The 25,511-nt window shown below is 34.8% G+C and carries 34 protein-coding genes; 25 read left to right on the top strand and 9 right to left on the bottom strand.

The genetic code is table 11. The features are described from left to right. Position 1 precedes the first annotated feature (1 nt). From ACYQ3X_RS06220 to ACYQ3X_RS06255, 8 genes are read left to right on the top strand one after another with little or no spacing between them, the layout of a single operon-like run. Positions 2-769 carry a sulfite exporter TauE/SafE family protein gene (locus ACYQ3X_RS06220; RefSeq protein ID WP_460180942.1) on the top strand — a complete coding sequence of 256 codons (768 nt, stop codon included), beginning with the start codon at positions 2-4 and terminating at the stop codon, positions 767-769. Continuing rightward, a complete protein-coding gene (locus ACYQ3X_RS06225; protein ID WP_460180943.1) occupies positions 766-1,725 on the top strand; it encodes an N-acetylmuramoyl-L-alanine amidase in 960 nt (319 codons plus the stop codon). Before ACYQ3X_RS06220 ends, ACYQ3X_RS06225 begins: the two co-directional genes overlap by 4 nt. Beyond that, positions 1,718-2,230, top strand: coding sequence for a GerMN domain-containing protein (locus tag ACYQ3X_RS06230; protein ID WP_460180944.1), 513 nt, complete (start codon positions 1,718-1,720; stop codon positions 2,228-2,230). The genes ACYQ3X_RS06225 and ACYQ3X_RS06230 overlap by 8 nt, the downstream gene beginning before the upstream one ends. Continuing rightward, a complete protein-coding gene (gene murI / locus ACYQ3X_RS06235) occupies positions 2,230-3,036 on the top strand; it encodes a glutamate racemase (protein ID WP_460180945.1) in 807 nt (268 codons plus the stop codon). Before ACYQ3X_RS06230 ends, murI begins: the two co-directional genes overlap by 1 nt. Beyond that, positions 3,037-3,744, top strand: coding sequence for a ribonuclease PH (gene rph, locus ACYQ3X_RS06240; RefSeq protein WP_460180946.1), 708 nt, complete (start codon positions 3,037-3,039; stop codon positions 3,742-3,744). It begins immediately after the preceding gene. A 2-nt stretch (positions 3,745-3,746) separates the two neighbouring features. Beyond that, the gene (locus ACYQ3X_RS06245) at positions 3,747-4,397 is read left to right on the top strand and encodes a hypothetical protein (protein WP_460180947.1); all 651 of its coding nucleotides are present in this window, start codon (positions 3,747-3,749) and stop codon (positions 4,395-4,397) included. Positions 4,398-4,434: 37 nt separating this feature from the next. Next, complete coding sequence (gene rpiB, locus ACYQ3X_RS06250; RefSeq protein WP_460180948.1) at positions 4,435-4,911, top strand: ribose 5-phosphate isomerase B; 477 nt, start codon at positions 4,435-4,437, stop codon at positions 4,909-4,911. Continuing rightward, the gene (locus ACYQ3X_RS06255; RefSeq protein WP_460180949.1) at positions 4,883-6,121 is read left to right on the top strand and encodes a serine hydroxymethyltransferase; all 1,239 of its coding nucleotides are present in this window, start codon (positions 4,883-4,885) and stop codon (positions 6,119-6,121) included. The genes rpiB and ACYQ3X_RS06255 overlap by 29 nt, the downstream gene beginning before the upstream one ends. Here ACYQ3X_RS06255 and tadA read toward each other — a convergent pair. From tadA to ACYQ3X_RS06290, 7 genes are read right to left on the bottom strand one after another with little or no spacing between them, the layout of a single operon-like run. Further along, positions 6,115-6,549, bottom strand: coding sequence for a tRNA adenosine(34) deaminase TadA (gene tadA, locus ACYQ3X_RS06260; RefSeq protein ID WP_460180950.1), 435 nt, complete (start codon positions 6,547-6,549; stop codon positions 6,115-6,117). The two genes, ACYQ3X_RS06255 and tadA, sit on opposite strands and share 7 nt — an antisense overlap. Further along, entirely contained in the window at positions 6,546-7,190 is a 645-nt protein-coding gene (gene hypB, locus ACYQ3X_RS06265) for a hydrogenase nickel incorporation protein HypB (RefSeq protein WP_460180951.1), read from the bottom strand. Before hypB ends, tadA begins: the two co-directional genes overlap by 4 nt. Next, positions 7,187-7,537 (bottom strand): hydrogenase maturation nickel metallochaperone HypA, encoded by a 351-nt coding sequence (gene hypA / locus ACYQ3X_RS06270; RefSeq protein ID WP_460180952.1) that lies wholly within the window; start codon positions 7,535-7,537, stop codon positions 7,187-7,189. Before hypA ends, hypB begins: the two co-directional genes overlap by 4 nt. Further along, positions 7,537-7,854 (bottom strand): YtxH domain-containing protein, encoded by a 318-nt coding sequence (locus ACYQ3X_RS06275; protein WP_460180953.1) that lies wholly within the window; start codon positions 7,852-7,854, stop codon positions 7,537-7,539. The genes hypA and ACYQ3X_RS06275 overlap by 1 nt, the downstream gene beginning before the upstream one ends. Before the next feature lie 2 nt (positions 7,855-7,856). Next, positions 7,857-8,264 carry a DUF948 domain-containing protein gene (locus ACYQ3X_RS06280; RefSeq protein WP_460180954.1) on the bottom strand — a complete coding sequence of 136 codons (408 nt, stop codon included), beginning with the start codon at positions 8,262-8,264 and terminating at the stop codon, positions 7,857-7,859. Positions 8,265-8,301: 37 nt separating this feature from the next. After that, on the bottom strand, positions 8,302-8,877 hold the full coding sequence (locus ACYQ3X_RS06285; protein ID WP_460180955.1) for a CDP-alcohol phosphatidyltransferase family protein: 576 nt from the start codon (positions 8,875-8,877) through the stop codon (positions 8,302-8,304). Position 8,878: 1 nt separating this feature from the next. Beyond that, positions 8,879-9,976, bottom strand: coding sequence for an inositol-3-phosphate synthase (locus ACYQ3X_RS06290; RefSeq protein ID WP_460180956.1), 1,098 nt, complete (start codon positions 9,974-9,976; stop codon positions 8,879-8,881). Positions 9,977-10,103: 127 nt separating this feature from the next. Here ACYQ3X_RS06290 and xerC point away from each other — a divergent pair, with 127 nt between their 5' ends. The 7 genes from xerC to ACYQ3X_RS06325 are packed head-to-tail and all read left to right on the top strand — an operon-like array spanning position 10,104 to position 15,634. Beyond that, on the top strand, positions 10,104-11,009 hold the full coding sequence (gene xerC, locus ACYQ3X_RS06295; protein ID WP_460180957.1) for a tyrosine recombinase XerC: 906 nt from the start codon (positions 10,104-10,106) through the stop codon (positions 11,007-11,009). After that, a complete protein-coding gene (gene hslV / locus ACYQ3X_RS06300; protein ID WP_460180958.1) occupies positions 11,010-11,543 on the top strand; it encodes an ATP-dependent protease subunit HslV in 534 nt (177 codons plus the stop codon). After that, complete coding sequence (hslU, locus tag ACYQ3X_RS06305; protein ID WP_460181699.1) at positions 11,534-12,883, top strand: ATP-dependent protease ATPase subunit HslU; 1,350 nt, start codon at positions 11,534-11,536, stop codon at positions 12,881-12,883. The genes hslV and hslU overlap by 10 nt, the downstream gene beginning before the upstream one ends. Continuing rightward, the gene (locus ACYQ3X_RS06310) at positions 12,855-13,544 is read left to right on the top strand and encodes a septal ring lytic transglycosylase RlpA family protein (protein WP_460180959.1); all 690 of its coding nucleotides are present in this window, start codon (positions 12,855-12,857) and stop codon (positions 13,542-13,544) included. The genes hslU and ACYQ3X_RS06310 overlap by 29 nt, the downstream gene beginning before the upstream one ends. Continuing rightward, positions 13,534-14,118, top strand: coding sequence for an FmdE family protein (locus ACYQ3X_RS06315; RefSeq protein ID WP_460180960.1), 585 nt, complete (start codon positions 13,534-13,536; stop codon positions 14,116-14,118). The genes ACYQ3X_RS06310 and ACYQ3X_RS06315 overlap by 11 nt, the downstream gene beginning before the upstream one ends. Continuing rightward, positions 14,115-15,284 (top strand): class I SAM-dependent RNA methyltransferase, encoded by a 1,170-nt coding sequence (locus ACYQ3X_RS06320; RefSeq protein WP_460180961.1) that lies wholly within the window; start codon positions 14,115-14,117, stop codon positions 15,282-15,284. Before ACYQ3X_RS06315 ends, ACYQ3X_RS06320 begins: the two co-directional genes overlap by 4 nt. A 14-nt stretch (positions 15,285-15,298) precedes the next feature. Further along, a complete protein-coding gene (locus ACYQ3X_RS06325) occupies positions 15,299-15,634 on the top strand; it encodes a cupin domain-containing protein (protein WP_460180962.1) in 336 nt (111 codons plus the stop codon). 11 nt (positions 15,635-15,645) lie between these two features. Here the strand turns inward: ACYQ3X_RS06325 and ACYQ3X_RS06330 are convergent, their stop codons facing one another. After that, positions 15,646-16,221, bottom strand: coding sequence for a DJ-1/PfpI family protein (locus tag ACYQ3X_RS06330; RefSeq protein ID WP_460180963.1), 576 nt, complete (start codon positions 16,219-16,221; stop codon positions 15,646-15,648). A gap of 86 nt (positions 16,222-16,307) precedes the next feature. Between ACYQ3X_RS06330 and tsaA the strand changes: the two genes are divergently transcribed. From tsaA to ACYQ3X_RS06380, 10 genes are read left to right on the top strand one after another with little or no spacing between them, the layout of a single operon-like run. Continuing rightward, positions 16,308-16,706: a tRNA (N6-threonylcarbamoyladenosine(37)-N6)-methyltransferase TrmO gene (gene tsaA, locus ACYQ3X_RS06335; RefSeq protein WP_460180964.1), complete on the top strand. Its 399-nt coding sequence runs from the start codon at positions 16,308-16,310 to the stop codon at positions 16,704-16,706. 21 nt (positions 16,707-16,727) lie between these two features. Continuing rightward, positions 16,728-17,078: a molybdenum cofactor biosynthesis protein MoaE gene (locus ACYQ3X_RS06340; protein ID WP_460180965.1), complete on the top strand. Its 351-nt coding sequence runs from the start codon at positions 16,728-16,730 to the stop codon at positions 17,076-17,078. Then, positions 17,059-18,339, top strand: a complete 1,281-nt coding sequence (locus tag ACYQ3X_RS06345) for a beta-barrel assembly-enhancing protease (protein ID WP_460180966.1) — start codon at positions 17,059-17,061, stop codon at positions 18,337-18,339. The genes ACYQ3X_RS06340 and ACYQ3X_RS06345 overlap by 20 nt, the downstream gene beginning before the upstream one ends. Before the next feature lie 11 nt (positions 18,340-18,350). Beyond that, complete coding sequence (locus ACYQ3X_RS06350) at positions 18,351-18,626, top strand: acylphosphatase (protein ID WP_460180967.1); 276 nt, start codon at positions 18,351-18,353, stop codon at positions 18,624-18,626. A gap of 53 nt (positions 18,627-18,679) precedes the next feature. Continuing rightward, the gene (locus ACYQ3X_RS06355; protein ID WP_460180968.1) at positions 18,680-19,426 is read left to right on the top strand and encodes an outer membrane protein assembly factor BamD; all 747 of its coding nucleotides are present in this window, start codon (positions 18,680-18,682) and stop codon (positions 19,424-19,426) included. Continuing rightward, positions 19,427-20,062, top strand: a complete 636-nt coding sequence (locus tag ACYQ3X_RS06360; RefSeq protein WP_460180969.1) for a precorrin-2 dehydrogenase/sirohydrochlorin ferrochelatase family protein — start codon at positions 19,427-19,429, stop codon at positions 20,060-20,062. After that, a complete protein-coding gene (locus tag ACYQ3X_RS06365; RefSeq protein ID WP_460180970.1) occupies positions 20,052-20,999 on the top strand; it encodes a Gfo/Idh/MocA family protein in 948 nt (315 codons plus the stop codon). The genes ACYQ3X_RS06360 and ACYQ3X_RS06365 overlap by 11 nt, the downstream gene beginning before the upstream one ends. Next, positions 20,983-22,083 carry a DegT/DnrJ/EryC1/StrS family aminotransferase gene (locus tag ACYQ3X_RS06370; RefSeq protein WP_460180971.1) on the top strand — a complete coding sequence of 367 codons (1,101 nt, stop codon included), beginning with the start codon at positions 20,983-20,985 and terminating at the stop codon, positions 22,081-22,083. Before ACYQ3X_RS06365 ends, ACYQ3X_RS06370 begins: the two co-directional genes overlap by 17 nt. After that, positions 22,065-23,195, top strand: coding sequence for a lipid-A-disaccharide synthase (gene lpxB, locus ACYQ3X_RS06375; RefSeq protein WP_460180972.1), 1,131 nt, complete (start codon positions 22,065-22,067; stop codon positions 23,193-23,195). The genes ACYQ3X_RS06370 and lpxB overlap by 19 nt, the downstream gene beginning before the upstream one ends. Next, positions 23,177-24,442 carry a 3-deoxy-D-manno-octulosonic acid transferase gene (locus ACYQ3X_RS06380; RefSeq protein WP_460180973.1) on the top strand — a complete coding sequence of 422 codons (1,266 nt, stop codon included), beginning with the start codon at positions 23,177-23,179 and terminating at the stop codon, positions 24,440-24,442. The genes lpxB and ACYQ3X_RS06380 overlap by 19 nt, the downstream gene beginning before the upstream one ends. Here ACYQ3X_RS06380 and ACYQ3X_RS06385 read toward each other — a convergent pair. Then, on the bottom strand, positions 24,432-25,454 hold the full coding sequence (locus ACYQ3X_RS06385) for a potassium channel family protein (RefSeq protein ID WP_460180974.1): 1,023 nt from the start codon (positions 25,452-25,454) through the stop codon (positions 24,432-24,434). The two genes, ACYQ3X_RS06380 and ACYQ3X_RS06385, sit on opposite strands and share 11 nt — an antisense overlap. Positions 25,455-25,511 lie beyond the last annotated feature (57 nt).

A 25,511-nucleotide genomic window follows, 5' to 3' on the forward strand; every position in this document is an offset into this window, starting at 1 on the left:
TGTGAAAAATCAGTTTATCCATTCGCTATGGATAGGAGTCGTTGCTGGCTGTTTTGGTGGACTTGTTGGAGTTGGTGGTGGAGTGGTCATGATTCCATTGATGGTCGCTGTACTCAGGCTTACCCAGCACAAAGCTCATGGAACAAGTCTGTTTGCACTGGTATTTACAGGCATTACAGGTGCTATTACTTATGGAATTAAAGGTTCTGTTGATGTTTTTGCTTCTTTGATTCTTGCTTTAACAGCAATATTTACTGCTCGGGCAGGTGCACGATTTGCCCATAGTCTTAGAGAGTGGAAGCTTAAAAGAAGTTTTGGTGCTTTCTTAATATTTGCTGCTTTAATTCTTGTTGCAAAACCTTATCTTACTGAATTATATCATTTTGAAATTACAGGCATTGCAAAGATTATCACACTTCTAATAATTGGAATTTTTGCAGGTTTTCTTGCTGGTATGATGGGTATAGGCGGAGGAACTGTTATGGTTCCTGCCCTGGTTATTATTCTCAATTATGGCCAACATATAGCTCAGGGAACATCTCTTTTATGCATGGTTCCTGCTGGAGCAGTTGGTGCTTATACACATTTAAAGCTTGGTAATGTTATTAAAAAGCTTCTTCCCGGATTGGTTTCTGGAATTATTGTTGGAACTTACATTGGATCTAATATTGCTCATGCTCTTGCTGATGCTTATTTAAGAGTCATATTTGCTTTAATTATAATATGGACAGGAATAAGATTCTTAAAAACACCAAAGCCTGTTAAATGATTAAAAGAATCGTAGTTTTTATTATTTTTTTCATTTTATCAACTGCCCTTGCACAAGAGGACATCCATAAAATAGTTTTAAAATATGGCAAGCATCAGGATTTTTATAGATTTGTCTTTGTATGCGAAAAACCCGAGATTACATACTCAATAAATGTAAATTTGCTTAATGATGGGAAAATAAAACTAACCTTTACATCACCCTTTGAGATTGAGTTTGAAGGAAAAGTACTGTCTCAACAAGATAGAATAAAGGATTTAAAAATTTTTAAGAATGAAAGCAGTTTTATTATCGGCACTTCAAACATAAGTAAAATAAAAGTCTCAAAATATGAATCTCCTTCAAGGCTTGTAATAGATGCTTTTTGGGGAGAGCCTTTAGAGGAGGAAAAAATTAAATCTGCATCAATACTAATTGATCCAGGACATGGTGGCCAGGATTCAGGCATAAAGGAAAAAGACAGCAGTGAAAAAGAGCTGGTTCTTTATGTCTCTAAGGAGATAGCATCAAGGCTTGCACAGAAAGGCATAAAAGCTTCTTTAACAAGGGCTACTGATGAAGATATTTCACTTAGAAAAAGATTAAAAATTCAAAATAGTCTGAACCCTGCCTTGTTCTTGAGTGTGCATCTATCAAGTGGAGATTTCTTTGTTATTTATACATCTCCAGAGAAAATAAATGTATCAAAACATGATCCATCAAAAATTTTTCTTAAAGAAGACAGCCTGGCAAAAATTTTTGTAAGAAAAATAAAAGAGAACTTTTCAGAAGCTGTTCATACTGAAAAGCTACCTGCCACTGTTCTTAAAGAAGCTTCTGCACCAGCTTTGATGATTGAAATTCCTAAAAGAGCTTTATTTTCTGATAAAAGCTATGTAAATAAAATTATAGACATGCTTGTTCAAGGAATTCTGGAAAACTTTAAAACAAAAGTGCAGAAAACCAGCAATGAATAAAAAATTTATCACAACCTTAGCTATATTTATATTACTGATTGCCATATCAGCAACTATAGCTTATTTCACTTTGTTTAAACATAAAGAGAAAACTTCTGGAAAAATTCAAACAGAGCAAACTATGGTAAACTTTAAAATATACCTGCCTTCTTCAAACTCTATAGTTGTTAAAGAAATATACCTGCAAAAAGAGAACTCAGAATTAAAAAATATTGAAAAAATTCTTGAAATTTTTTTATCAGAACTGCCCTTAAAGGAAACAAAAATTCTTGGCATATACAGAGACAGGGAAAATGTGGTTTATATAGATTTATCAAAAAATTTTGCCATACCTCAGAGCATGCGTGAGGAGTATTTTATGCTCAAATCTCTTTATAAAACATTAAAAGAGAACTTTCCATGGATAAAAGATATTAAAATATTGATAGAAAGCAAAGAAATTGAAACTATATCAGGACATATCTCAATTGCATCATCTTTAAAAGAAGCAGTGGAGGAAAATTAATGCGAGAAAAACCAATAGGAATTTTTGACTCAGGAATTGGAGGCTTAACAGTTTTAAGAGAAATTGCAAAGCTGCTTCCAAATGAAAACCTGATTTATCTTGGAGATACTGCGAGGGTGCCTTATGGAATTCGCTCTGCTGAAACTGTTATTAAGTATTCCCTTGAATGCGCAACATTTCTTTTTAAAAAAGAGATAAAAATGCTTGTCGTGGCTTGTAATACCTCTTCATCTGTAAGCCTTGAATTTCTGAGAGAAAAATTACCAGTACCTGTTATTGGTGTTATTGAACCTGGTGTGCGGGCAGCGTTAAAAGTTACAGAAAACGGAAAAATTGGTATAATTGGAACAGAAGCAACTATTCAGAGTGAAGCCTATCCTAAAAAAATTAAATCAATAAAACCCAATGCAGAGGTTATCTCAAAAGCCTGCCCCTTATTCGTTCCATTAGTGGAAGAGGGGATTTTAGAGGGCAGCATTGCAGAACTGGTGGTAGAAAGATATCTTAAAGATTTAAAAAACAGTGGTATTGACACTTTAATTCTCGGTTGCACCCATTATCCATTGCTTAAAAAAACCATTCAGAAATATATGGATGGTATAAGGCTTGTGGATTCTGCTCAGGAAATAGCACTGGAAGTAAAAAATCTACTTATTAATCAAGAGCTTATAAATAAAAGCACTAAGTTAGGTTTAAAAACGTTTTATGTAACTGATGCACCGGAGAGATTTAAAAAAATCGGTGAAATATTTTTAAACTATGAAATCAACAACATTTTTAAAGTATCTCTTGAGGGGGAAAACTAAATGAGACCTGATGGAAGAAAAAATGATGAAATGAGAAGTTTAAAAATTGAAAAGAATTTTATTAAAAATGCTGACGGCTCAGTTTTGATTGAACTTGGTAATACAAGAGTAATATGCACAGCATCAATAGAAAATAAAGTTCCACCTTTCTTAAAAGATCAGAAAAAAGGATGGATCACAGCTGAATATGGAATGCTTCCTCGGTCAACTCCTGTAAGAATGTTAAGGGAATCAACTGCTGGAAGGGTTGGAGGAAGAACTCATGAGATTCAGAGACTCATTGGAAGATCACTGAGAGCAGTTATTGACCTTGAAAAGCTTGGAGAGAGAACAATATGGATTGACTGCGATGTTATTGAGGCTGATGGAGGAACCCGAACAGCTTCAATAACCGGAGGTTATTTAGCTTTAAGAGAAGCTATTAAAAAAGCAATGAATGCTGGAATGATTACTGAAAATCCAATTAAAGATAGCATAGCTGCCATAAGCGTTGGAATAGTATCAGGTGAGCCCAGGCTTGACCTCTGCTATCAGGAAGACTCTCAAGCAGAGGTTGACATGAATATAGTAATGACGGGATCTGGAAAGTTTGTGGAAATTCAAGGAACAGCAGAATTAATGCCTTTCTCCAGGGAAAATCTGCTTCAACTAATTTCTCTGGCAGAAAAAGGAATAAGGGAGATAATAAGAGTTATAAATATTGAGTGAGTATGTATCATGTATTGATACTTCATTTTGATGATACATACTTTTATCAGCGCGATTTAAGAAAGAAAGCTTTTAGAGAGATAGATTTGCGATCTGTTAAAGAAACAAAATTCATGTGCTCTGAAGAGCGGTTGAAGTTTATTGAAAAAAGAGTTCCTTCTCATAAATCTTCAATAACTTTTATTGGTAAAGGAGATTATCATTACATCTCTTTGCTTTTTCTTAAAAGAATAAAAGAGCAGTTTGCCCTTATAGTAATTGACAATCATCTTGATATGAAAGCCTCTGATGGAAATTTTATAAGATGCGATTCATGGATTTACAGGGCAGGTTTTCTTAAAAACCTTAAAGAAATATTTTACATAAACTCTTCAAAGATTGAAACAAATCCTTATTTTATGCTTCCAGTATATCTGAGCATAGACAAAGACATTATTGATAAAAACTATTTAAAAACACAATGGACTCAGGGGAAAATAACACCGCAGCAACTTTTTAATTTTATTTCAAAGATTAATCTAATAACCAGAATAATCGGTGCAGACATTTGCGGAGAACCAGAGCTTGATATGGAAGAATTAAGAAAAAGTGAGGCAATAAATATCTCAATTGTTGAAATTCTACAGACAATGAGCATGAAAAAATCCGCATAATTTACTAAAATCAACCCAATCATATATAATACTCAACATGAAGGTTGCTATTGGTTCTGATCATGCAGGTTTTGAATTAAAAGAGATTATATCCCGTATGGTAAAAAATATGGGATACGAACTCATTGATATGGGAACAGGTTCTTCATGCTCTGTTGATTATCCAGACTATGCAGAGGCTGTTGCAAAAGCTGTATCTCAGGGTAGTGTGGAAAGAGGAATTTTGATATGTGGTACAGGCATAGGCATGTCAATTGTTGCAAACAAGTTTAAAAATGTTCGTGCAGCTTTGTGTAACGATCTTTTTACAGCAAAAATGTCAAGACTTCACAATGATGCCAATATTCTCTGCATTGGTGGAAGAGTTGTGGGAAAAGACCTTGCAATGGAGATAGTAAATGTCTGGTTTAATACACCTTTTGAAGGTGGAAGACATTCAAGAAGGATTGAAAAAATAAATCTTATAGAAAGAGAGGTTTTGATAAATGAAAACAAAATCATTAAAAGAAGTTGACCCTGAGATTTATTCATTGATACTTAAAGAAAAAAAGAGAGAGAGTAACAAAATCCTCATGATTGCTTCAGAAAACTATGCAAGCAGAGCAGTTATGCAAGCTCAGGGCAGTCTTTTTACAAATAAATATGCTGAAGGATATCCTGGCAGAAGATACTATGGTGGTTGCGAATATGCTGATGAGGTGGAAAGACTTGCTCAGGAAAGGTGTAAGCAGCTTTTTAATGCTGAGCATGTAAATGTTCAACCCCATTCTGGAACACAGGCAAATATGGCAGTTTACTTTGCTGTATTAAAGCCTGGAGATACAATAATGGGAATGAGTCTTCCTCATGGTGGGCACCTTTCTCATGGTTCTGCTGTAAACTTTACAGGTAAGCTTTACAAAACAGTATTTTACGGTGTAAATAAAGATACTGGATACATTGACATGGACGAAGTTCGTAGACTTGCCCATGAACACAAACCAAGAATTATCATCACAGGGGCGAGTGCTTATCCAAGGATCATTGATTTTAAAGCCTTTGCTGAAATAGCAAAAGAAGTAGGTGCATATTTAATGGCAGATATTGCCCATATTGCTGGACTTATTGCTACTGGAATTCATCCTTCTTGTGTTCCCTACTCTGATTTTATAACAACAACAACTCATAAAACTCTCAGAGGTCCAAGAGGCGGAGTCATAATGTGTAAAGCAGAGTTTGCAAAAGCCATTGATAAATCTGTTTTCCCTGGAATTCAGGGTGGGCCACTGGTTCATGTAATTGCAGCTAAAGCTGTTGCTTTTAAAGAAGCCCTGACAGAGGAATTTAAAGAATATCAGAAAAAAGTTGTAAAAAATGCAAAAACCCTTGCAGAGGCATTAAAAAGAAAAGGCTTTAGATTAGTCTCTGATGGAACAGATAATCATCTTATACTCGTTGATCTTACAAATTTTAACATCACTGGAAAAGAAGCTGAAGAAGCCCTTGATAAAGCTGGAATAACAGTAAACAAAAATACCATTCCATTTGATACAAAGCCTCCTACAGTGACTTCTGGCATAAGAATAGGAACTCCCTGTGTAACAACAAGGGGTATGGGTGAACAGGAGATGGAGGAAATTGCTGAGATTATTGAAAGAGTTATAAAAAACATATCAAATGAATCAGTGATAAAAGATATGAAGAAGAAAGTTCAGGCACTCTGTAAAAAATTTCCCATTTATTGATTTCTCAATTCCTTAAAAAATCTCTGCAAAACAGCACGGCATTCTTCCTCAAGAATGCCGGCTGTTATTTTGACTTGATGATTGAGTCTCGGGTCTTGAAGAATTCTGTAAAGACTTACTGCTCCTCCACCTTTTGGATCATTGCAACCATAAACAACTCTTTTTATTCTTGCATGAACTATGGCACCAGAACACATTATACACGGCTCTTTTGTTACATAAAGAGTTGCCTCTGTAAGTCTCCATGCACCAAGAGCAATTGCTGCCTGTCTGATCGCCAGTATCTCTGCATGGGCAGTAGGATCATTGGTTGTTTCTTTTATGTTATGAGCTCTTGCAACGATCTGACCATCCAAAACTATTACAGCACCAACAGGAACCTCACCCAATGCATATGCCTTTTCAGCTTCTTTTAATGCTTCTTTCATGAAATATTCATCAGAAGCCAGTTGGTCCACTCATCAATACCTTGCCCTGTTTTGCATGATACTTCAAATATTTTGATTTTGGGATTTAAAAATTGAGCATCCTTTTTGATTTTATCAATGCTTACATCAAGTAAATCCTTAAGATCAATTTTGTTAATAATCAACACAGAAGATTCCTGAAACATAAGAGGATACTTAAGAGGCTTATCATCTCCCTCAGTGAGACTTAAAATCATTACTTTAACATCTTCTCCCACTTTAAATTCTGCTGGACATACAAGATTACCCACATTTTCAATAAATAAAACATCCAGATCTTTAAGTGGTAGCTCTTTTGCTGCATCAGCTATCATATTTGCATCAAGATGGCATGCTCCTTCAGTATTAATTTGAACCACAGGAACACCAAGACGGTCTATTCTTTCAGCATCATTTGTTCCAGTAATATCACCTTCAATAACTCCCACTCTTAGTTTATCCTTGATTGCTGCAATTGTTTTCTCAAGTAAAGATGTTTTACCTGCACCTGGAGAACTCATAAGGTTTATTACATAAACTCCTGCTTCTTTAAACATTTTTTTGTTTTCTTCTGCTATTCTTTCATTGGCATCAAGAATTTTTGTTGTTAACTTCACCTTCATTGGCTAACCTCCATTTCAGTTATATTAAGTTCTTTTCCTGAAATCAAATTTACTGAGAAGCTTCCACAGTGCGGACACTCAAAAATAATATAATTTTCATTGCTTTCAAACTCTTTTCCACACTCCTTACAAACTCCTCTGACAGGAAGTTCCTCAATTATTAATCTGGCATTTTTTGCAATTGTCTCTTCTTTTAAAACATTAAATGCGAAGAGCAGAGCATCGGTCATTACACCTGTTGCTCTGCCTACTACAACTTTTATTGTGTCTATCCTACTGTATCCATTTTTAGAGCACTCATTAACTGCAATGTTGAGCAATTCATAGGCAATGGATGCCTCGTGCATTAGCTTTCTTGCTCCTTTTCCTTAGAAAGCTCCTTTTCATAAGCTTCTTTCCCTGCCAAGGCTGCCTTTGTAATGGCTGATTTTTTCTCTTCAAGAGTTTCTTTAGCTTTATCAAGAACGTCAGCTATTTTTTCCTTTGCTTCTTTCAGGTAACTTTCAGCTTTTTCTTTTACATCCTCTGCTGTCTCTTTAATCTTTGCTCTTGTTTCTTTCCCAGCCTGAGGAGCTAAAAGTAAAGCCAGTCCAGCTCCTACGATACCACCAAGTAAAAATGATAAAAATACTGATTTTGCGCTGAATCCTCTTTCTTCATCCATTTTTATTTACCTCCTTTCTTTAGATGTTCTAAAAAAACATTGACTGCCACACTTAATGCTGTTTTCAATGCACTGCTTCTTAAAGAAACAGAGCTTTTTATCCTTTCAACAGCATTTACAACCTCAGACATAAGAAAGCTGACTTTCTCCACAGCCTGCGAAAGTTCTTTAACTTTTCTGGTTACTTCATTTACATCATCCACCGATAATCTGACACCTTGAATAACTTTTTCAGCTTCAAAAATAGCAGGATCTAATTTTGATTTTGTTGAATCAATAAATTCTTTTAATGCATTAATGCCTCTTCTTAATTCAACTGCCACAACAATAAGAAAAATAAGTGCTGCGATAAGACTGAGTGTGGCAAGAAAATATCCAATACTCAGCAAAACTATCAATGTGTCACTCATTTTTGCCTCCTTTAGAAAAAGGATAACATTTTAAACTTCATTGAGGCAAATGTTTAATCTGTTTTCTGGCATAAAGAATTCTCTGAATCACTGTTATCCAGCTCAATACTGAAAGAATGATTAATACAGGATATATGAGAGTTGTTAAACAACCAAAAGCAAGAAAAATCAATCTTTCAGGCCTTTCTATTATGCCCACATTACAGGATACTCCTAAACCTTCTGCTCTTGCTCTCACATAGGAGATTAAATAAGAGGCTATCATGCATAAAATAGTGATAACAAGAGCAATATCATAATTGAGTCTTAAAAAATACCAGGCTATACCAAGAAATATAAATCCATCGGCAATTCTGTCAAAAGTAGAGTCAAGCAAAGCGCCAAATTTTGTTGCTCTTCCATTAACCCTTGCCACTATTCCGTCAACAAGGTCAAAAGCACCTCCAGCAAGAATAAAAATTCCACCCAGAAAAAGATTAAATGGAATAATAAATCCTGATAATGCTGTAACAAGCATTCCTATAAAAGTAATGATATTGGGATTAACAGGTAAGGCTTTTGCTAAAGGTGTTAATGGCTTGTCTAATAGATGACTGAATTTCTCACTGAGCAAGTTATCGTTCCCTCTTGCCTTCTATAAACTCCTCCACCATAGTTCTTGCCACTTCGTCAGGATATTGAACTCTTGGATGCTTCATAAAGTAAGCAGATGCTGATATGAGCAGTCCGCCAATTTTTCTGTCAAGTGCTAATTTACAGCATCTTATTGCATCAATTACAACCCCAGCACTATTAGGAGAATCCTCTACAGAAAGTCTGAGTTCAAGATTAATCGGAACATTTCCAAAAATTTCACCTTCTATTCTTAAAAAGCATATTTTATTGTCATTTAACCATGGAATGTAATCAGAAGGACCGATGTGGACATGCTCAGCAGTAATTTCATGCAAAATCTGACTTATTACAGCCTCTGTTTTTGAAATCTTTTTTGATGCAAGTCTTTCACGATTAAGCATATTAAGAAAGTCTGTGTTGCCTCCAACATTTAGTTGATAGGTATTTGTTATTCTTACTCCTCTATCCATGCAAAGCTTTGTAAGTACTCTATGAACAATTGTTGCACCGATCTGGCTTTTAATATCATCTCCTATTATTGGAAGATTTTTGCTTTCAAATTTCTTAATCCATTCATCATCAGACGCAATAAAAACAGGAATACAGTTTATAAAGGCAACACCTGCATCCAGGGCTGCTTGTGCATAAAAACGAGTGGCTTTTTCTGAACCAACAGGCAAATAACTTACCAAAATCTGAGCACCTGAATCTTTCAGAACCCTGACAACATCTACAGGCTCTTCGTTGGCTGGAATAAATCTTTTGTCTGGAGGATAATTATTCATGTGTTCAGCAAAACCATCAAGAACAGGTCCCATACATACTTTTACAGAATAGTCTGGCAAATCTGGATAAAATATCTTTGTGCAGTTTGGCTTTGCAAAAACAGCTTCCCTAAGAGGCTTGTTCACCTTTCTTTCATCTATATCAAAAGCTGCTACAACTTCTATGTCTCCTGGAACATAACCTCCTAAATTGAAATGCATAAGACCTGGAATCTGTTCCATAGTATTGTATTTTTTATAATACTCAATTCCTTGAATAAGAGCACTTGCACAGTTTCCCACTCCCACAATAGCAAGCTTTATTTTACCCATTCCCTGCTCCTTATTTTTTTCTTTAGAGAAATGCTAAAACAAATTTTTATAAACTAATAAATGCCTTTATGTCAAGCACAAAGCTGTTGATTTAATTTATCATCGGATTTTACAATATTTTTTAAAGATGAATAAAACTGACTCTTGTATAAATAATTTTTTAAATTACATAAGACTGCAAAAAGGAGACTCTGTGCATACCCTTAGAGCATACAAAAAGGATCTGGAAGAGTTTTTTAACTTTGCTAAAACAGAACCTGATCAGGTTGAACCTGTTACAATCCGAGGTTTTATTTCAGAGCAGATATTAAAAGGCAAATCAAAAACAACTGTGGCAAGAAAACTTTCCACATTGAGATCCTTTTTTTCCTATCTTTACTCAGAAGGAATTATAAAAATTAACCCTGCAAGGGTTGTTGCCTCAATTAAGACAAAAAGGAGCCTTCCAAAATTTCTTACTGTTGATGATGCCTTCAGGCTTGTTGAAGCAGCAGATGAGGATAAATTTACAGTTCAAAGAGACAGGGCAATTCTTGAACTTTTTTATTGCAGTGGAATAAGAGTAAGTGAGCTTTGTGGATTAAACATGGACGATGTAGATTTAAAAGAAGGATTGATAAAGGTTAAAGGAAAAGGAAACAAAGAAAGAATAGTTCCCATTGGACAGAAAGCAAAAGAAGCATTGAAAAAATATCTTGCAGTAAGACAGCTTTTGCGAATTAAGAAAAAATTGATTTCCGAGGAGCCTCCACTTTTTATAAACAACCGTGGTAAAAGAATTTCCGATAGACAGGTACGTAGAGTTGTTGAAAAATATGCAAAAGCCATTGGAATTCTTGAAAAAATCGGACCACACACCTTAAGGCACACCTTTGCCAGTCATTTGCTCATGGAAGGTGCTGATTTAAGAGTAATTCAGGAACTTCTCGGACATGCATCTCTTTCAACAACTCAGATCTATACTCACATTGATTTAAAACATCTAATGGATGTGTATGATAAATCGCATCCGCTTTCAAAGGAGGAAGAATAAATGGAATTTCATGGAACAACAGTGTTATGCGTGAAAAGAAATGATTCTGTAATTATGGCATCTGATGGACAAGTAACAATGGGAAATACTGTGCTAAAACATAATGCAAAAAAAATAAGAAAACTTTATAATGGTCAGGTTCTTACAGGTTTTGCAGGATCTACTGCAGATGCTTTCACACTTTTTGAAAGATTTGAAGGAAAGCTTGAAACATACAAGGGCAATCTTCTAAGAGCTGCTGTTGAGCTTGCAAAGGACTGGAGAACTGACAAAATCCTTAGAAGGCTTGAAGCACTTTTAATTGTTGCAGACAGACAGCACATCTTAATTATTTCCGGAAATGGTGATGTAATTGAACCAGAAGACCCTGTAGCAGCAATTGGCTCTGGAGGTCCATATGCATTTGCAGCAGCAAAAGCACTTTATGACAATACTGAGCTCACAGCAAGGGAAATTGCTTTAAAAGCAATGGAAATTGCTTCAAAAATCTGCATTTATACCAATAATCAAATAATACTGGAGGAATTAAGTTGATGGAAAATCTTACACCTAAAAAAATTGTTGAAGAGCTTGATAAATTTATTATTGGACAGGAACAGGCAAAGAAAGCAGTGGCAATAGCATTGAGAAACAGATTCCGCAGGCAGATGCTTCCGAAAGAGTTGAGAGATGAGATTTTACCTAAGAATATATTGATGATTGGTCCTACAGGAGTTGGGAAAACTGAAATCGCAAGAAGACTTGCAAGGCTTGTAAACGCTCCATTTGTAAAGGTTGAGGCATCAAAATTTACAGAAGTAGGATATGTCGGAAGAGATGTGGAGTCAATAATCAGAGACCTTACAGAAGTGGCAATGAATATGGTTAAACAGGAACATACTGAGCGTGTTCAGGAAAAGGCAAAACAGATGGCAGAAGAGAGAGTTCTTGACATACTTTTACCTCAGCCAAGATATTCAAGAGAGATGAATGAAGCAGCAGAAGAAAAAACAAGGTATAAAGAGACAAGGGAAAAACTCAGAAAACAACTAAGACAAGGGCTTCTTGATGACCGTTACATTGAGATTGATTTAAAAGAAAAAGTCGTGCCTTTCGGCATCATATCAAATGTTGCCATGGAAGAAATAGAGATAAATCTTAAAGAAATGCTTGGCAGTTTCTTGCCAGAGCGTGTAAAAAGAAAAAAGGTAAAAATTTCAGAAGCCTTACATTTATTCACTCAGGAAGAGGCAAATAAACTTATTGATATGGATAAGGTAACAAAGGAAGCAATTGAAAGAGTTGAACAAACAGGAATTGTCTTTATTGATGAAATTGACAAAATTGCTTCTCGTGGAAGCTCTTATGGTCCTGATGTATCCAGGGAAGGAGTTCAAAGAGACCTTCTTCCAATTGTTGAGGGCTCTACAGTAACAACAAAATATGGACCTGTGAGAACTGATCATATTCTTTTTATAGCTGCTGGAGCCTTCCATGTGGCAAAACCATCTGATCTTATACCGGAATTGCAGGGAAGATTTCCAATAAGAGTTGAGCTTAACTCCCTTGGTAAAGAAGAATTTGTAAAAATTCTTACAGAGCCTGACAACGCACTTATAAAGCAATACATAGCACTTTTAGAAACAGAAGATGTCCATCTTGAGTTTACAAGTGATGGAATTGAAGAAATTGCAGAAATAGCCCAGCAGGTAAATGAAAAAACTGAAAACATTGGAGCAAGAAGATTGCATACTGTAATGGAAAAACTTCTGGAAGATATTTCTTTTAATGCTACAGAGCTAAAAGGGCAGAAAATCGTGATTAATTCCAGATTTGTAAGAGAAAAACTGAGTGAAATAATCAAAAGTGAGGACCTTAGCAGATACATTTTATAGGTTAAAGATAATCCTGCTGGTATTTATACTGGTTTCCTGTGCTCCTAAGAAACCACCTGAAATAGAATATGTGCCACAGGGAGCACGGAAAGGTGTTGCATCGTGGTATGGAGCAGATTTTCATGGCAGACCTACAGCATCAGGAGAAATATACAACATGTATGATTACACATGTGCGCACAGAGAATATCCCTTTGGAACAAAGCTGAGAGTTTTAAATCTTCAAAATGGAAAAGATGTAGTATGCACAGTAAATGACAGAGGACCTTTTATTCCAGGAAGAGACATTGATTTATCCTATGCATCGGCAAAAAAAATTGGACTGATCGGACCTGGCACAGCAGAAGTTATGATGCAACCTATTGGAAGAGACACAAGCTATGTAAGATATGTAAAATATACTCCTTCATCTGGTGTATTAACAATTCAGGTTGGTGCTTTCCATGAAATTGAAAATGCAATGAGACTAAAGCAGGCTTTGAATCTTAAATATCAAAATGTTTACATAAATAAAGCAGTGCTCAAAGGAGAAACCTTTTACAGAGTCAGAGTTGGAAAGTTTACAAACTATGATGAAGCATACAATTTAGCAAAATTAATGGGACAGGAAGGATATAAGGTAATTATTACTAATTTTACTGGAGGGAAAGATGAAATTTGAAGATGTAGTAAAATTTCACGGGCATAGCTGCCCTGGACTTGCACTGGGATATAGAGTTGCCACTGCTGCAATGGAAGAACTGGGAGTTAAAGATCGCTCCAATGATGAAGAAGTTGTATGCATTGTAGAGAATGATTCCTGCGCTGTTGATGCCATTCAGGTTCTTACAGGATGCACCTTTGGAAAAGGAAATCTGATATTTAAAGATTATGGCAAACAGGTTTACACATTCTTTAACAGAAGAAATGGTAAAGCTGTAAGAATCTCAATTGATTTTGAATTCAAGGAAACTGAAGAAGAAAAAACACTGTGGCAGAGATTTATGCAAGGAGACAGATCCTCTCAGGTTGTTGAATTTGTCAATAAAAGAAAAGTAGAGAAAATAAAAGAGATTCTCAATGCAGAAAAAGAGAAAATTCTTAAAATAACCTATCCTCAGATTGCTCCACCAAAGGAAGCAAAAATTTTTAAAAGCTTAAGATGCGCAAACTGCGGAGAAAAAGTTGCTGAGGCAAAAGCAAGAATACTTGATGGAAAAATCCTTTGCATACCCTGCTTTGAGGCATATTTATGAAGGAGATAGAAATTCAGCTTACAGGCATAGCCCATCTTGGTGAAGCAATTGGTAAATATGATGGTAAAGTGGTATTTGTTCCCTATGGAATACCAGGAGAAACAGTCCGAGTTAAAATAATAAAAGATGAAGGAGACTATCTCAAAGCAGAGATAGTTGATGTAGTTACACCTTCATTTTTTAGAGAAGAACCACTGTGTAAACTCTTTGGAGTGTGTGGTGGCTGCAGTTTTCAACATGTGGCATACAGTTATCAGATAAAATTAAAAGAAATTGTTGTGATGGAGCAGCTTAAAAGAATTGGAGGTTTTGAAAATCCTGAAGAATTTACACTTCTTACAATAAAAGCAGAGTCTTTTTACAATTACCGCAATAGAGCTGATTTTTCCATAAACACTCAAAGACTTCTTGGATTTAAAATGCGAGCAAGTCATAAATTTATTCATGTAGATTACTGCTACCTAATGCATCAAAAAATAAATGAAATTCTTGGTGTTCTTCAGGGGAAAACACCCAGGAGAAAAACCCATAATGTTACAATACGATATGGAGTAAACACAGGGAAGTGGCTTGTTCAACCTGAAATGGATACTGAAGAAATTGAAACAGGTCAAAAAAATTATACGGAAAAACTTCTTGGACATGAATTCATCATATCAGCACCTTCGTTCTTTCAAGTAAATACCTACCAGGCTGAAAAACTTATTGAGACAGTTCTTAATTACATAAACAAGGATGATAGAGTAATTATAGATGCCTATGCTGGAGTGGGCACATTTACTGTGTTTTTGGCAAAAAAAGCAGAAAAAGTGATTGCCATTGAAGAGAGTCGCTCTGCGTGGAAAGATGCTCAGATAAATATCAAAAATTTTGACAACATCATTTATCTCTGCAAAAAAACAGAAGAAGCTTTATATGAACACAGCATTGTTGCAGATGCTATAGTTCTTGACCCGCCAAGAGCTGGATGTATGAAAGAAGTCCTTGAAGCCATTGCTGAAAAAAGAATTAAAAAAATAATCTATGTATCCTGTGAGCCCTCCACCTTTGCAAGAGACTTGAAATATTTAAAGGAAAAGGGATATAAACTCATAGAAGTTCAACCAGTTGACATGTTTCCGCAGACATATCACATTGAAAATGTGGCTTTAATGACAATTGAATAAAGGAGGAAGTAGTCATGGCATTAAAAATCAATTTAAGTGATGTTCAGATGCAACCCCATCCAAAATTTAATGGAGTAAGGATTGGCTATGTGGTTACAAAGGAGAGACACCCTGAGTTAAGCATCATAATACTTGAACTTGATTCTGGAGTTGAAATTCCCTTACATACCCATGAAAAAGAAATAGACAGCATTTTTATCATTGAAGGTAAAGGTGATATGTATATGAATAATGACTGGCAACCAGTAAAAAAAGGTGATATTATAGCCATTGGCAGTAAGGAACTGCATGGACTGAAGGCTAAAACAGCCTTAAAATGCTATGTTGTTCATGCTCCAGCGCTATGGTAGAATTTAAAAAATTATTTGAGAAGCTTTAATATAGCAGTTGCAAAGGCTTCTGCTGCATGTGGACCAGAAGCTGTAACAACTTTTCCATCCACTGTAACATCTTCGCCTGTATATATTGCTCCTTTTCTTTTCAAAGCAGAAGCCTCTGAACTCCAGACAGTGGATTTTCTATTTTGAAGAACACCTGCTTCAGCTAAAATTCTTGGTGCAATGCATATAGCTGCAAGAACTTTATTCTGTTTTATAGTTTCCTGAGCAATTTTTAATGCTACAGGATTATTAAAATACTCAGTAGCACCTGTCCCACCAACAAATACAACAGCATCATAATCTTTCACATTCACTTTATTAATCAATAAATTAGGAGTAATTTTTGCTCCAAGCATTCCCGTAGCAGTATTCAAGGAGGAAGAAGCAATTGTAACTTTAAAGCCTCTTTTTTCAAAAATTTCCTTAGGTTTTAAAAGTTCCTCATCTCTGAAATTTTGCGAGGCAATAATCATAAGAATGCTTTTATTTTTTTCAGCTGAGGCAAGATTAATTAGAATAAAAAGAAGTAAAAAAACTATGAAAAATTTTTTCATCATTGATTAAAAAATATCAAAAATTAACGAACTCTGTCAATTACCTGAAATTGCTTAAAAGTGGTATACTTACTAATTAGAGGGTAGTTATGCAAGAGTATAAGTTCAAGCCAATTGGTTATGTAAGGACAAAGGCAGATACTGTACCAAGACATTGGAGTGTCTCTGATTTAGAGGGAGAGATTGTCATTGAGCCAGAATATAAGCTTGGTTTAAGAGATATAAAGGCAGGAGATAAGATCATCGTCATTTTTTGCTTTCATAAGGCTCCTGCCTTTACTTCTGAAAAACTAATTCAAAAGCCTCCACATTTAAATGAAACAAAGGGAGTTTTCAGCACCTGTTCACCCCATAGACCAAACCCAATTGGGCTTTCAGTGCTTGAAGTTCTTGATGTAAGAGATAACATAATAAAAGTAAAAAGAGTTGATATGTATGACGGAACTCCTGTTCTTGATATAAAACCCTACGTTGAATACACACCTTAAGTTTGTGATAATATATTCAATATGATTGAAAAATGGATTAATGAAATAAAAGCACATCCTGAAAGCAGTTCTATTGGAATGATTCTTATCCATAATGGAGTTGTTAGAGCAACTTCCAAAAGTGGCAAACCTGTGAAAGGCATGCGTCTTTCTTATGATGCTCAAAAGTTAAATAAATTCATTGAAGAGATTAAAAAACGAGAAGGAATTGTAGAAGTTAAGGTCTGGATAAATGAAGGAGATTTGAAGATTGGTGATGATATAATGAAAGTGCTTGTAGCAGGCAGGCTTCGCACAGATGTTTTTCCTGCATTACAGGAGCTTGTAAGCAAAATCAAAAATGAAGTTGTCAATGAAGAAGAAATTTTTTAAATTTTTCATTCTTTTTCTACCTTTACTACTTTTTGCCTGTATTCAGGAGATAGACCCTCTTTCTGGAAAAAAAGTTTATACACTGCTTTCAACTGAACAGGAGATAGCTATTGGACAAAGAGTTGTTCCATCTGCAATAAATGAAAATGATGGTTTATATCCTGACAGAGAAGTTCAGAGCTATATAAGAGAGATTGGAGAAAAGATTGCTTCAGTTACGCCAAGAAAAGTTGATTACCGTTTTTATGTGGTTAATTCTTCTGAGATTAATGCTTTTGCCTTGCCTGGAGGACCTGTTTTTATAACAAGAGGAATTTTACTAAAAATGCAGAAAGAAAGCGAACTTGCAGGAGTCCTGGCACATGAACTTGGACATATCAATGCAAGACATCATGCCAAATTTCTGGAAAAAACTTATGGAATGAATATGCTTTTAAACATTCTTGGTATTGCATTGCATGACTCTAAATATGCTGGGGCAGTAATGAGTCTTGCTCAGGTTTCATCAGGACTTCTTCAACTCAAATTTAGCCGTGATCAGGAAAATGAAGCAGACTCCCTTGGAGTAAGATTCAGTTATCAGGCAGGATATGATCCAGAAGGTCTTATAAGTATGTTTAACAAGTTCAAAGCAATGGAAAGAGGTGGAACTGTTGAGTGGCTTAGGACCCATCCTCTGCCTGACACAAGAATAAAAAATGTTCAACAAATGATTTCAAGACAGTATCCTGATTCTTATAGACTTAAGCAGGACAGTGAAAGTTTTCACAGAATTCAATCAATTCTTAAATCCACTAAAGAATCCTATGATTATGTTGAAAGAGCAAAGAAATACATAAAATCCCGTAATTACTCAGAGGCTTTAACTCTCCTTGATAAAGCAATAGCAGTTTATGGAAGCAATCAGGCATACACTTACAGAGCAGTTGTGAACTTAAATTTAAAAAGATACTCTGATGCAATAAACGATGCCAATAAAGCTATACAACTTGACAGTCTTTATTTCTATCCAGTACTTATAAAAGGAGTAGCTTTGACTCAGATAGGAAGATGGAATGAAAGTATAAATACTCTTGAAAGAGCAAAAAAATTGATCAGTGAAAATCCTGATACTTATTACTATCTTGGTATTGATTATCAAGCAGTAGGGAACAGGACTAAAGCTATAGAAAATCTTTCCACAGCACTTGAACTTAGTGATGGATTGCGTGGATGGGAAGCAGATGCACAGAGAAGATTGAAAGTTTTAAGAGGATATTAAGGAGTAAAACTATGAAAAGAGCACATCTTTTTATAAGTGGAAGAGTTCAGGGAGTTTTTTACAGAGCATTCACTCAGGAAGTCGCCCAATCCTTAAAATTAAATGGCTGGGTAAGAAATTTAAGAGATGGAAGAGTGGAAGCAGTATTTGAAGGAGATGAGAATGCAATCTCTATTGCCATACAACGATGCAAGGAAGGACCACCTTATGCAAAGGTTGAAAATATTGAGGTAAAATGGGAAGATCCAGAGGGATTGAATGGATTTGAAATAAGAAAAACAGCTTGACTAAACTGAAGCTTAAAAGTTTTAATAAATGCTAAAGAACAAGAGGTATTCCAATGAAAACACTCATTAAATTGTTTATTTTAATTTTTGTCTTTTCTTTAGTTGTGAGTTGCGGAGGAAAAGAAGCTGTTAAAAAAGAAGAGTTTGATCCTGTAGTGTATCTTAAAAAAGCAGATGAACTTATAAGCAAAAAAGAGTATGAAGAAGCAAGAAAACTTCTTCTTGAAATAAAAAACAGAGAATCAGCAAAGGAGTATGCTCCAGTTGCTCAGCTTAAGATAGCAGATTCCTATTTAAAAGAAGACGAACCTGAGCTTGCAATTACTGAATACAGAAGATTTCTGGAGCTTTACCCTGAATCTACCTATGCTCCTTATGCCCAATACAGCATTGCAATGGCATATTTCAGACAGATAGAAAGTCCTGAAAGAGGAGCGGGGACAGCCCAAAAAGCACTGAATGAATTTTTAAAGCTTGAAAAGATGTATCCAAGACATCCGTATGGAGAAATTCTTCCTTTGAGAATTCAGAAATGCAGAAACATTATTGCAGAGGGAGAGCTTTTAATTGGCAAATTTTATTACAAAAAAGGCTCTTATAAAGCTGCTATTGGAAGATTTGAGGGAATTGTGAAAAACTATCCAGATTTTAAAAATCTTGATGAAACTCTTTACTTGCTTGCAGATTCATATAAAAATCTTAATATGATAGACCTGGCAAAACAATATATCCAGCTTTTAAAGGAAAAATTTCCAGACAGTCATTTCACAAAAAAAGCAGAAGGATTTAAAATTCAATAAATGGCTAAGCTTTTCCCTGCTTTTATTAATATAAAAGGTAAAAAGTGCGTTGTAGTAGGTGGTGGTAGAGTTGCTGAAAGAAAGATAAAGACACTGCTTCAATATGGTGCTAAGATAACATTAATAAGTCCTGAAATTAACGAAAACATCCGAAGAATCATTGAAAAAGGCCAAATAGAATATATAAAAAAGCAATTCAGTAAAGAAGACATTAAAGATGCATTTTTAGTTGTGGCAGCTACATCAGATGAGAAACTTAATGCTGAGATAGCAAAGAATGCTAAATTTTTGATAAACTGTGTAACTGCTTTACCTGGCTTAGAAATTAGCGGTTTGTTGTATAATGTTCCTGCAGTTTTTCATAATGCAGATTTAACCATAGCTATTTCCACTGAATTTCCCGCATTAAGTAAACTCCTCAAGAATGAAATTTCAAAATCATATGGCAAAGAATTTGCATCGTATTTGAAATATCTTAAAAAGCTTAGAATAGAAATTCAGAAGAAAATCCCTGAAACTAAAAGAAGGCAGGAAATTTTTAGAAAAATTGCTTCAAAAGAAATTGTGTCAATTTTGAAACAGTATGGTTTTAAAAAAGCAAAACAGGAGGTGGAAAAAATCCTGAATGAAACTTAAAGTGGCGGTGATAGGTGCTGGATATTTTGGACAAAGACATATAAAAATGCTTACTCAGATGCCTGATGTGGAGATTGTTGGCATTGTGGATAAAGATATAGAAAAAGCTAAAGAAGTTGCAAGACAGTATAAATTAAAATATTATGTTGATTATGCAGAGTTATTGAAATTTACTCCTGTTTTTTTTGTTGTAACTCCAACAATTACCCATTTTGATATTGGAATGGATTTAATAAAACATAGCAAAGCAATTTTTATAGAAAAGCCTTTAACTGAAAGACATGCCTTTGCTGAAATACTTCTTGATGAGGCAAAAAAAAGAAATGTAATAATTCAGGCTGGATTGATAGAAAGATACAATCCTGTAGTAAAAGCTCTTTTTGAGTATTTGAAAGAGCCTCTTTTTATTCAAACAAAAAGAGTATCGCCTTTTCTTGGAAGGGCAACTGATACAGATGTTACTTATGATCTTATGATACATGACCTTGATTTAATATGGATGATGCTTAAAAAATCTGGAGATTTTGAATTAAGGAATCTAAAAGTCTTCACACAAAGTATTATAACTTCAAGAATTGATTATGCCTCTGCCTGGATGGAGTTTAAAACAGGGAAAGGAATTATTAAAGCACATCTTACAGCAAGTAGAGTTTCCTCTGAGTTTTGCAGAGAAATATCAGTAGTGCAGCAAAAAAGTATAGTTTATGCTGATCTGATGAATAAAAAATTAAAAGAAGTGGATGAAAATGGCAAGATTAATGAAATTCCTGTACAGAATATAGAGAGTCAGCCTCTGTATGAGGAAATAAGAGATTTTTTAAACTCAGTAAAACAGAAAAAGCTTTCTCAACAGGCACCATCTCCGCAGGAAATAATTGAAGTGCTGAGAATAATAGATAAAATAAACGAAGGGAAACAGAATGAGACCATTTGTTGACTTGCAAAAACAATACAAAAATATCAAGGATGAGGTCATCACATGCATAAATGAAATCCTTGAAAGTTCCCATTATATACTTGGTAAAAATGTAAAAGCCTTTGAAGAAGAAGTTAAATCATATCTTGATGTAGCAGATGCAATTGGAGTTGCCTCAGGCACAGATGCCCTTCATCTTGCTCTTAAAGCTTTAGACATAGGGTATGCTGATGAAGTAATAACAACTCCTTTTACTTTTTTTGCCACAGTTGAAGCAATTCTTTATGTGGGAGCAAAGCCTGTTTTTGTTGACATTGAAGAGGATACTTACAATATTGACCCTGAAAAAATTGAAGAAAAGATTACTCCAAAAACAAAGGCAATTATTCCAGTTCATATATTCGGTGCTCCAGCAGATATGATAAAAATAAATGAAATTGCCAGAAGATATAACTTAAAAGTAATTGAAGATGCTGCACAGGCTTTTGGTGCAAGAATTGGCAATAAAAAGGTAGGAAGTTTTGGTGATGCTGGTTGTTTTAGTTTTTATCCAAGCAAAAATCTTGGATGTTTTGGTGATGGTGGAATTGTTGTTACAAATGATTTAAAAGTTGCAGAAAGAATAAGGATACTCAGAAATCATGGTTCAAGAGGAAGATATCTCCATGAAACTATTGGGTTCAATTCAAGGCTTGATGAAATTCAAGCAGGAATTTTAAGAATTAAAATGAAACATATAGAAGAATATAACGAGCAAAGAAGAAAAAAAGCATCTCTTTACACCAAACTTTTAAGTGATGCTGTAATAACTCCAAGGGAAAAGAATAATACCTATCATGTATATCATCTTTATAGTATTCGCTCTTCAAAAAGAGAGAAAATAAAAGAAACTCTATCAAATCATGGAATTCCCTCTGTTGTTTACTATCCTCAACCAATGCATTTACAGAAAGCTGTCAGTTTTCTTGGCTATAAGAAAGGAGATTTTCCTGTTGCAGAGTCTGTAGCAGAAGAGATTCTCTCTTTGCCCATGTATCCTGAACTTGCCGATGAGGAAGTTTATGAAATATCACAGATTATAATAAGATGTCTAAGAAACTCCTGATAGTTGCAGGTGAATCATCAGGAGAGCTTTACGGCTCTCTTCTTGCTTCATATCTGAAAGAAGATTTTGAACTTATCGGAATAGGCGGTAAATACATGGCTCAGTCAGGAATCAAGCTTATCGGAGAGATTACCCATTCTTTTGGTGGCTTTGAAGTAGTCGGGCAGATAAAAAAATTAAGAAAAAATATGAAATCAGCCACAAAATCTCTGAAGGAAGTTCAGGGAGTTATACTAATTGATTTTCCTGATTTTAATCTCGCTCTTGCAAAGAAAGCTAAGGAAATGGGGAAAAAGGTTCTTTATTATGTAAGTCCTCAGATCTGGGCATGGAGACAGAAAAGAATAAATATCATCAAGAAAGTTGTTGATTTTATGGCTGTTGTTTTACCCTTTGAAGAAGAAATATACAAAAAAGCAGGTGTTCCTGTGAAATTTGTTGGTCATCCCATGTTTGAAGCCATGATAGAGGAATTGCCAGGTGAGGAATCTACAAACTATAAAAGATTTTTAAGAGAAAAATACAGAATTAATCAGGATACAGTGATCACATTAATGCCTGGCAGCAGACCTTCTGAAATAAAAAGAAAGATGCCTTTAATGTTAGAATTGATAAAAATTTTTCCTTCCTATCATTTCATAATTCCAAAAGCACCAAATATTGAATTCAGCGAAAGCATTCTTAAGAATATCACATCTTTAGGAAATGTAACGATTTTGAAAGAAAAAGCCTTTACTGCACTGGCAATGAGCGATGTTGCAGTAATTACATCAGGCACATCCACACTTCAGGCAACTTTGCTTAAAACTCCCATGGTTGTTGTTTACAGGTTAAATCCTTTATCCTACATTATTGGCAAAGCCATTATTAAAGGTGTAAAACACATTAGTTTGCCCAATGTAATTGCTGATTTCATGAATCTGGGCGATGTTAGAGTGCCTGAATTTATTCAGAAACTTGATTTGAAAAAAATCGCAGAACAGGTTAATCTTTTAGTTTATGATAATGATTACAGGGAAAAAATTATTAACTTCCTTGACAGTATAAGAGAATATTTCGTGGGGGAAAAAGCTTCTCAGGAAGTTGCAGAGATATGCAAGCGACTTTTTTAATTTATAGCTTTTTATATTTAATCGTTCTAATATTTCTGCTTCCCTTTGAATACTTTAAAAGACCTGCTTCGTTAAGAAAAAGATGGATAAGAGAAAAATTTGGCTTTTTTAAAAAAAATAGTCAGACTGAAACATGCTGCTGTAAAATATGGATTCATGCTGTCTCAGTGGGAGAGGTAGTGGCTGTATCAAGGATGATTAAAGAGCTTTCCAGTAAATATGAGATAGTTCTAAGCACCATCACTGACACTGGACAGAAGATAGCTAAAGAGAGATTTAGGAACTACAATGTGAAAGTCATTTATATCCCTTTTGATATACCCTTTGCAATTAATAAAACTTTAAAACATTTTAAACCTGTTGCATTGATTCTCACTGAAACAGAGCTCTGGCCTAATTTGATAAGAATCGCTTCAAAAAAAATGGCTGTAATCCTCGTAAATGGAAGGATGAGTAATAAATCCTTTAAAGGTTACAGCAAGATCAAGTTTTTCATTAAGCCTTTACTTAAAAGATTTAGTCTACTGTGTGTTCAGGAAGAGCAATATAAAGAAAAATTTTTATATCTTGGCGCAGAGAAACAAAAAATCCATGTTACTGGAAATATGAAGTTTGACATTGAGTTAAGAGAAATTCACTTTCCCTGGGAAAATGCTATTACACAACCTGTTATCCTTGCAGGAAGCACCCATGAACCAGAAGAGGAGATTATTTTAGATGCTTTCCTCAAACTTAATATGACTGGCACGCTGATGATTGCACCAAGACATCCAGAAAGATTTGAAGAAGTTGAAAATCTTATAAAGAGAAAAATTGCTGAATCAAATAGAGAAATCTCTTTTTCAAAATTAACTAAAATGAATTCTGCTTTCAGTCTTCACCCTTCAGCATATGTTGTTCTTGTTGACCAGATGGGAATACTTGGTAGCCTTTACCGCATCTGTGATATTGCGATTATAGGAGGAAGCTTTATTCCACATGGAGGACAAAATCCACTGGAGCCAGCTTACTGGAGGAAACCCATAATCTCGGGTCCCTATATGCATAATTTTCCGTTTATAGAAGAATTTTTAAAACACAAAGCATGCATAATGATTGATAAAGCTTCTTTGCCAGAAATTTTGAAAGAATTAGCAGAAAATTCAGAACTCAGACAAATAACAGGAAGTAAAGCCTATCAGCTTTTCTTAAGTAAATCAGGTGCTACAGAAAAAACTCTTAGACTACTTGAAACTCTCATCCCTTAGCAAGTTTTTCAAGCAAAGAGAGTTTATCAATCTGTCCTATTACAATCAATGTATCTCCTTCTTTAATCATAGTTTGCGATGTGGGATTGAATTTCATTCTTCCATCTGCTCTTTTTATTCCAACTATGATTACTCCAATGTCCCTTCCTATACCGCTCTGCGCAATTGTTTTTCCAACAAGACTTGAGCTTGGGGAAACTTCTATCTCCTCTATTTGAATTTCAATGTGTTCAGAACGGGTTGCAAATTCAAGAAAATCTACTACAGTAGGTCTTAAAACTGTATGTGCAATTCTAAGTCCACCTATAAAATATGGAGATACTACTTTGTTTGCTCCAGCTCTCTTAAGTTTAGGTTCTGCCTCCTTATCAACTGCCCTTGCTACTATGAATAGCTGAGGATTTAGTTCCCTTGCACTTAAAACTACATAAAGATTTTCCGCATCTGATGGCAATACTGTAATAAGCCCCTTAGCTTTTTCTATACCTGCAGATTTTAAAACATCATCATGAGTGGCATCACCCTCAACATATACAAACTCTTCATCTTCAGGGAGATTATTTTTATTTTTTTCAATAACCACAACAGGCATATTGTTAGCTTTAAGTTCTTTAACTATAATACTTCCCATTCTTCCATATCCACATACAATATAGTGTTGTGCCAACCCCTCAATTTTTTTTCTCATTTTTCTTTTTTTGAAAACCTCCTTTATTTCTCCTTCAATTATTATTTTAGCTCCTGTGGTAAGAGTATAAGTAAAGACTCCGAAACCACTCAATATAAGAATGATTGTAAAGATTTTACCAGGCTCATCAAGCTCTTTAACTTCTTTAAATCCCACTGTTGCAAGAGTAATTACAGTCATATAAACTGCATCAATAAACTTCATATCTTCAATAATCATGTATCCTGCTGTTCCGAAAGCAAGAACACCCATAAGAAGAAAAAAAATCAAAATAAATTTCCTTTGTATAAGATTCATTATAACTACATGAAATAAAGGTATCATAGCCTGAGTTTTACCTCCACAATACTGCAATTATATCACAATTTGGATATTTTAACT

It is taken from the genome of Thermodesulfovibrio sp. TK110, from assembly GCF_054658355.1.

Excerpts from the sequence above, each read along its gene's own strand:
- ACYQ3X_RS06225 (WP_460180943.1), top strand. The coding sequence starts at position 766 with ATGATTAAAAGAATCGTAGTTTTTATTATTTTTTTCATTTTATCAACT.
- ACYQ3X_RS06230 (WP_460180944.1), top strand. The coding sequence starts at position 1,718 with ATGAATAAAAAATTTATCACAACCTTAGCTATATTTATATTACTGATT.
- murI (WP_460180945.1), top strand. The coding sequence starts at position 2,230 with ATGCGAGAAAAACCAATAGGAATTTTTGACTCAGGAATTGGAGGCTTA.
- rph (WP_460180946.1), top strand. The coding sequence starts at position 3,037 with ATGAGACCTGATGGAAGAAAAAATGATGAAATGAGAAGTTTAAAAATT.
- ACYQ3X_RS06245 (WP_460180947.1), top strand. The coding sequence starts at position 3,747 with ATGTATCATGTATTGATACTTCATTTTGATGATACATACTTTTATCAG.
- rpiB (WP_460180948.1), top strand. The coding sequence starts at position 4,435 with ATGAAGGTTGCTATTGGTTCTGATCATGCAGGTTTTGAATTAAAAGAG.
- ACYQ3X_RS06255 (WP_460180949.1), top strand. The coding sequence starts at position 4,883 with ATGAAAACAAAATCATTAAAAGAAGTTGACCCTGAGATTTATTCATTG.
- tadA (WP_460180950.1), bottom strand. The coding sequence starts at position 6,549 with ATGAAAGAAGCATTAAAAGAAGCTGAAAAGGCATATGCATTGGGTGAG.
- hypB (WP_460180951.1), bottom strand. The coding sequence starts at position 7,190 with ATGAAGGTGAAGTTAACAACAAAAATTCTTGATGCCAATGAAAGAATA.
- hypA (WP_460180952.1), bottom strand. The coding sequence starts at position 7,537 with ATGCACGAGGCATCCATTGCCTATGAATTGCTCAACATTGCAGTTAAT.
- ACYQ3X_RS06275 (WP_460180953.1), bottom strand. The coding sequence starts at position 7,854 with ATGGATGAAGAAAGAGGATTCAGCGCAAAATCAGTATTTTTATCATTT.
- ACYQ3X_RS06280 (WP_460180954.1), bottom strand. The coding sequence starts at position 8,264 with ATGAGTGACACATTGATAGTTTTGCTGAGTATTGGATATTTTCTTGCC.
- ACYQ3X_RS06290 (WP_460180956.1), bottom strand. The coding sequence starts at position 9,976 with ATGGGTAAAATAAAGCTTGCTATTGTGGGAGTGGGAAACTGTGCAAGT.
- xerC (WP_460180957.1), top strand. The coding sequence starts at position 10,104 with ATGAATAAAACTGACTCTTGTATAAATAATTTTTTAAATTACATAAGA.
- hslV (WP_460180958.1), top strand. The coding sequence starts at position 11,010 with ATGGAATTTCATGGAACAACAGTGTTATGCGTGAAAAGAAATGATTCT.
- ACYQ3X_RS06315 (WP_460180960.1), top strand. The coding sequence starts at position 13,534 with ATGAAATTTGAAGATGTAGTAAAATTTCACGGGCATAGCTGCCCTGGA.
- ACYQ3X_RS06320 (WP_460180961.1), top strand. The coding sequence starts at position 14,115 with ATGAAGGAGATAGAAATTCAGCTTACAGGCATAGCCCATCTTGGTGAA.
- ACYQ3X_RS06325 (WP_460180962.1), top strand. The coding sequence starts at position 15,299 with ATGGCATTAAAAATCAATTTAAGTGATGTTCAGATGCAACCCCATCCA.
- ACYQ3X_RS06330 (WP_460180963.1), bottom strand. The coding sequence starts at position 16,221 with ATGATGAAAAAATTTTTCATAGTTTTTTTACTTCTTTTTATTCTAATT.
- tsaA (WP_460180964.1), top strand. The coding sequence starts at position 16,308 with ATGCAAGAGTATAAGTTCAAGCCAATTGGTTATGTAAGGACAAAGGCA.
- ACYQ3X_RS06340 (WP_460180965.1), top strand. The coding sequence starts at position 16,728 with ATGATTGAAAAATGGATTAATGAAATAAAAGCACATCCTGAAAGCAGT.
- ACYQ3X_RS06345 (WP_460180966.1), top strand. The coding sequence starts at position 17,059 with ATGAAGAAGAAATTTTTTAAATTTTTCATTCTTTTTCTACCTTTACTA.
- ACYQ3X_RS06350 (WP_460180967.1), top strand. The coding sequence starts at position 18,351 with ATGAAAAGAGCACATCTTTTTATAAGTGGAAGAGTTCAGGGAGTTTTT.
- ACYQ3X_RS06355 (WP_460180968.1), top strand. The coding sequence starts at position 18,680 with ATGAAAACACTCATTAAATTGTTTATTTTAATTTTTGTCTTTTCTTTA.
- ACYQ3X_RS06360 (WP_460180969.1), top strand. The coding sequence starts at position 19,427 with ATGGCTAAGCTTTTCCCTGCTTTTATTAATATAAAAGGTAAAAAGTGC.
- ACYQ3X_RS06365 (WP_460180970.1), top strand. The coding sequence starts at position 20,052 with ATGAAACTTAAAGTGGCGGTGATAGGTGCTGGATATTTTGGACAAAGA.
- ACYQ3X_RS06370 (WP_460180971.1), top strand. The coding sequence starts at position 20,983 with ATGAGACCATTTGTTGACTTGCAAAAACAATACAAAAATATCAAGGAT.
- lpxB (WP_460180972.1), top strand. The coding sequence starts at position 22,065 with ATGTCTAAGAAACTCCTGATAGTTGCAGGTGAATCATCAGGAGAGCTT.
- ACYQ3X_RS06380 (WP_460180973.1), top strand. The coding sequence starts at position 23,177 with ATGCAAGCGACTTTTTTAATTTATAGCTTTTTATATTTAATCGTTCTA.
- ACYQ3X_RS06385 (WP_460180974.1), bottom strand. The coding sequence starts at position 25,454 with ATGATACCTTTATTTCATGTAGTTATAATGAATCTTATACAAAGGAAA.